Annotated in this window: 3 protein-coding genes; 2 read left to right on the top strand and 1 reads right to left on the bottom strand. The window is 55.2% G+C overall.

The window, feature by feature from the left end; genetic code table 11:
* Window positions 1-55: 55 nt before the first annotated feature.
* Window positions 56-781 carry a hypothetical protein gene (locus ACFFFR_RS03920; protein WP_377458228.1) on the bottom strand — a complete coding sequence of 242 codons (726 nt, stop codon included), beginning with the start codon at window positions 779-781 and terminating at the stop codon, window positions 56-58.
* 220 nt (window positions 782-1,001) lie between these two features.
* On the opposite strand from ACFFFR_RS03920, the gene ACFFFR_RS03915 reads away from it, so the two are divergent.
* Window positions 1,002-2,645, top strand: a complete 1,644-nt coding sequence (locus ACFFFR_RS03915; protein ID WP_377458227.1) for a maltokinase N-terminal cap-like domain-containing protein — start codon at window positions 1,002-1,004, stop codon at window positions 2,643-2,645.
* Window positions 2,642-4,858, top strand: coding sequence for a 1,4-alpha-glucan branching protein GlgB (glgB, locus tag ACFFFR_RS03910; RefSeq protein WP_377458226.1), 2,217 nt, complete (start codon window positions 2,642-2,644; stop codon window positions 4,856-4,858). The genes ACFFFR_RS03915 and glgB overlap by 4 nt, the downstream gene beginning before the upstream one ends.
* Window positions 4,859-5,185: the final 327 nt, after the last annotated feature.

Below are 5,185 nucleotides of genomic sequence, written 5' to 3'. Positions count from 1 at the left end.
AGATGAGTTGTTTCGTCACTTCCATCTTCGGAAGACCTCGACTCTTTTTAAGCTTTCAACACGCTCTGCACCAAAACCGATCTACACCTGAAATTCCGAAGAGCCAGTAATGTTCCAGAATTTTCTGTGTCAGAGCATAGACTACAGCTTCGTCGCTCTCTGCTGGAATTGACATTGTCTCAGCCATAAATTCACTCAGTTCTTTCTCGATTCGCTGTTGCCGAGCTGTGAGAGTCGGATCGATAGCCCTTCCTATCCCTCGGAGGCGAATCGGCTCAGAAATTTCATACGCAATAAGCATGAAGCGTGTGTCCGGATCATGTATGCGAGCTTCGGTAAGGGTATCTATCGGAAGTCCAATGCACGTGTAAAGTAATGGATCATTCTTGAGATTGAACCGGCCATGTGAGACGAAAGCTTTTGGGGGTTCCCATAGGTCTGAATCGGTGATCTTACTGTTCTGCACGTTCACGACGTTCATTCGACGGGCTCGCCACAAAAGAGTTCCCGCCGGAAATTCGTGCCACATGTATGGCAATAGGGAAGTGACAGGTTGACGGTGGTTGGATCGTATGACCGTGCTGATGGCTTCGATTATGTCTAACTCTGGATTTGAAAAATCTAACTCCCAGAATTTCTTTCGTTTCCGGTGGAAACTCATCAGATCAAATTTCGAGTAGAAGGCTCGTTTAAGAGCTGCCACTTCTGCGGCTTGAGCGGGTGGAGCAATTGTACCTGTAGGTTCGGGGACCCAAATTTTTGGCGACGAATCACGTTTCATTGAGATACCTCGTTTGAATTGATCGGTGCTGGTCAAGTATTTCTGGAGTATTTCCAGAGGATCTAGACATTGGAACGTTAGGGAATTCGATTGAAGATTATCGGTGAGCGGGGACGGTATAGGACACGAGCTGTCTCCACCGAGACTCCCAATCGTGGTTTGGGCTCAGAAACTGCATAGACTGGTTTCAACACTGGATGTGAAAGGCCTGACTCGACTGATGCCGCAACTGAGCCCAACGGTAGAAGAACATCTGCTGGAATGGTTACCCGCGCAGCGCTGGTTTGCCAGTACGACTGCCCCGACCGAGCTCACCTGTGTAGGGGGATTGGTTTTACCTGACCCTGAAGAGGCTGCCCAGCTGATCAGCTACATTTACCGAGTGGACGAGAACGGCCCAATCATTCACGTCCCGATCACGGTTCGCGACGAGCAGGTTCCAGCGCTATCGGATCATCTGATCGGTGAGTCCCAGCGCACTTCTCGACGCAATCCAGCCAAGAAATATTTTTACGACGGCACCGCAGATCCGGCGTTCGTCACAGCGTGGTTGCACTTCGTCCACAATGCAGACCGGGCCTACGCGGATCGCGTCCTGGGACAACCTGCAGCAGGATTTGGGCTGTGGCCAACTTCGGCGATCCCAGAGCCGGAAAAACTGGCCATGACCATCCAGCCGGGCGAACAAAGTAACACCTCCGTCCGCATCGAAGGCGCGCAAGAACCACTCATCATTAAGTTCTTCAGACACCTGAGCCCGGGCAACGATGTTGATGTCTCTACCGGTTTAGGACTCGATTCGGTTCGCTCTGAAATGGTGGCCACCACATACGGCACGATTTCAGCCACGTGGGCGCCGGATGCGACCACAGAACTGGAACCTGTTCCGGTTCAGGAACGTGAACCAGAAGATTCTCTCGACTACGGGTTCAGCGATAACGCTCTGAGTACCGGACAACAACCGGTGGCAGAAGTATTCAATTTGGTTGAACACTTCGCCGCTAAGGAACATGAACTCGTGACCGGGCAACTGTGCGTGCTGCGGCACTTCTACCCGCAGGCCCAAGATGCATGGTCACTGGGATCCTTGGCCGCCGTCCGGGGATACGGTTTCACCGTAGAGGCCGACGAACTGGGCAGAACCCTAGCTCGGCTTCACCGGGATTTGGCGGTTGCTTTCGGCGCTCAAGAACCAGATGAGCAGCAGCGGATCCAGCTCGTGGCCCAGCTCAGTGAACGTCTCCGCTGGGGATACCACCAGGCTGAGGAAGTCATTGGCGATCACCGGTTGGAACTAGAAGCGCTCATCGCGGAACTGACGGAAATAGCGACAGCGCCGCAGCTTCAACGCATCCACTCCGACCTGCACTTGGGCCAGATCATTCGTACCGATGGTCACCACTGGCGGGTCATCGATTTTGAAGGAGAGCCACTCCGTGCTGACAGCGGTGTCAGCGCGGTTGGGTATGACTTGATCGAACGGGACTTAGCGGGGATGCTACGTTCCTTCGATTATGCGGCAGCGTTAGCACACCGCGTGTATTTTGCTGACCAGCAAAATACTGCGCCCGCGCTGTCCCAAACCGAGGCCCGGGAATGGGCCGAAAATTGTGCGAAAGCATTCTTGGCCGGCTATGGAGCTGAGTCAGGAAGCGATCGTACGGATTTCGGAACCGGAGCATTGGAACGGGCGCTGCTGCTAGATAAAGCCCTCTATGAGGTCGCTTACGAGCTCACCCACCGCCAAGACTGGGTTCATGTTCCAGCGCTCGCCGCCCAACGGTTGCTCGCGCCGGAAGGCAAAGACCCAGCTGAATTGCCGACGCCCGCACCCGTCCCCGCCGCACAGGAGATCACCGAATGACCAATCAAGATGACGTCACCGCGTTTACGCCCCTTCCGGTCCAAGACTGGGTATTGGATGCCGTCGCGCAAGGCGCCTACCATCAACCGCACGCCGTTCTCGGCGCACACCTAGACTCCCAAGGCTGTGTAACTTTCCGGGTACTGCGGAAGATGGCGGAGTCGGTGACCGTGATCATCGGCGACTCGCGCTTGGCGCTTTCCCATGAACACGAAGGCATCTGGGTGGGGTGTGTCGAGGCACTAGAACCAGGGCACGTCCCGGAATACCGGCTCGAAGTGACCTACCCGGGACAAAAACCAGTCATGGTGGATGACCCATACCGCTACCTGCCCACCTTGGGTGAACTGGATTTGCACCTCATTTCCGAAGGCCGCCACGAACAGTTGTGGGAAGTGCTGGGTTCCCATATCCGTCACTATTCGACCGCGCTGGGGGATGTAACCGGAACCAGCTTCGCTGTCTGGGCCCCGAATGCTCGTGCAGCCCGTGTCATCGGTTCATTCAACGGCTGGGACGGGACTTCGCACCCCATGCGTTCGTTGGGCGGTTCAGGAGTCTGGGAAATTTTCATCCCAGATGTGACTGAGGGGGAACGCTACAAGTTTCAGTTCTTGACCAAGGACAATCGCTGGGTCGAACGAGCAGATCCGCTGGCCCGTGCTACCGAGGTTCCGCCGCTGACAGCATCCGTCGTGACCAATGACAGTTACCGGTTCAACGATGAGGCTTGGATGTCTCAGCGGGCTGCAATGAGCGCCCACGAAGAACCCATGTCGATCTACGAAGTGCACTTAGGTTCGTGGCGTCCGGGACTGAACTATCCAGAGCTGGCAGAGCAGCTCATCGAATACGTGGGCTGGTTGGGCTACACCCACGTGGAGTTCTTGCCGGTAGCAGAGCACCCCTTCGGCGGGTCTTGGGGCTACCAAGTCACTGGATACTTCGCACCCACCGCACGCTTCGGCAGCCCTGCCGATTTCAAGTACTTGGTTGATAAACTTCACCAGGCTGGTATCGGTGTCATCTTGGATTGGGTCCCCGCACACTTCCCGAAAGATGAATGGGCGCTGGCCAACTTCGACGGCCAGCCACTGTACGAGTACGCAGACCCACGCAAGGGCGAGCACCCGGACTGGGGGACACTCGTCTTTGATTATGGGCGCAATGAAGTTCGGAACTTCCTCGTGGCCAATGCGTTGTACTGGCTCGAAGAGTTCCACATTGATGGTTTGCGTGTAGATGCCGTGGCATCCATGCTCTACCTCGACTATTCGCGCAAGGATGGTCAGTGGATTCCCAATAAAGACGGCGGCCGAGAAAACCTCGAGGCGATCGCCTTCTTGCAGGAAGTCAACGCCACTGCGTACAAACGGAACCCAGGCATCGTCATGATCGCCGAAGAATCAACCGCCTTCCCGGGAGTCACCCGTGCAACCTCAGATGGTGGTCTAGGCTTTGGGCTCAAATGGAACATGGGATGGATGCATGACTCCCTCAAATACATGTCTGAAGACCCGGTCAACCGCAAGTGGCACCACAATCAACTGACCTTCTCGCTGGCCTACGCATTCAGTGAGAACTACGTGCTGCCGATCTCCCATGACGAAGTCGTGCACGGCAAGGGGAGCATGCTCACCAAGATGCCGGGCGATCGTTGGCGCCAGCTTGCCAACCTGCGAGCCTACTACGCCTACCAGTGGGCGCACCCTGGCAAAAAGCTGCTCTTCATGGGATCGGAATTTGGCCAAGCTGCAGAATGGTCGGAAGCCCATGGGCTTGACTGGTGGCTCTCTGAACAACCAGCACACCACGGGTTACAAAAACTCATTCGTGACCTGAACAGCACCTACCGAGAAACCCCTGCACTCTATGCACGGGATCATGACGGCACAGGCTTCTCCTGGATCAATGTCAACGACGCTGCACACAACGTCATTTCGTTCATCCGGTGGGACCACGATGGCAACCCACTGGTGTGCGTGGTCAACTTCTCCGGCAGCCTGCACTCCGACTACCGGCTCGGGCTGCCCCGCGCGGGGACATGGCATGAGGTGCTCAACACCGATGCGGAAGTCTATTCGGGCGCAGGAGAAGGAAACCTAGGACGTATTACAGCCACCACTGATGGCTACGACGGCCAACCGAGCTCCGCACTGGTCACTCTGCCGGCGCTGTCGACGATCTATTTCAAGCCAGCAAACCCGGCTTAAGAGGCGAAAACAGGGCCGAAAACGGCCATGTGATCCACTTCTCAAATAGCCGCCACTTCCCTGTAATCACGGGGAACAGTAGGAGCCTACTAGGCGTAAAATCGGATAGAAGTGAACTTTAGGCCAAATCCGATTTACACCTTGGCGCAAAAGTGTGTAAAGTGATTACTCGTGCTCAGGGAGCAAGCGAAAAGCCGAAAGGCAGGAGCAGAACCCAGAGCGAAACAAATTTTCGTTGTTTGATATCTCAATAGTGTGTCATGTTTGTTGATACCGATTTTTTTTGATTGGTATGGCCTGTGCATCCTTTTCTCGTTTGGGGTGTGT

Origin of the sequence: Micrococcoides hystricis (genome assembly GCF_042434215.1) — a bacterium.
GTDB classification, from domain to species: Bacteria; Actinomycetota; Actinomycetes; order Actinomycetales; family Micrococcaceae; genus Micrococcoides; species Micrococcoides hystricis.
The sequence above is the reverse complement of the archived record's forward strand: the minus strand, read 5'-3'. Positions and strand labels throughout refer to the sequence as shown.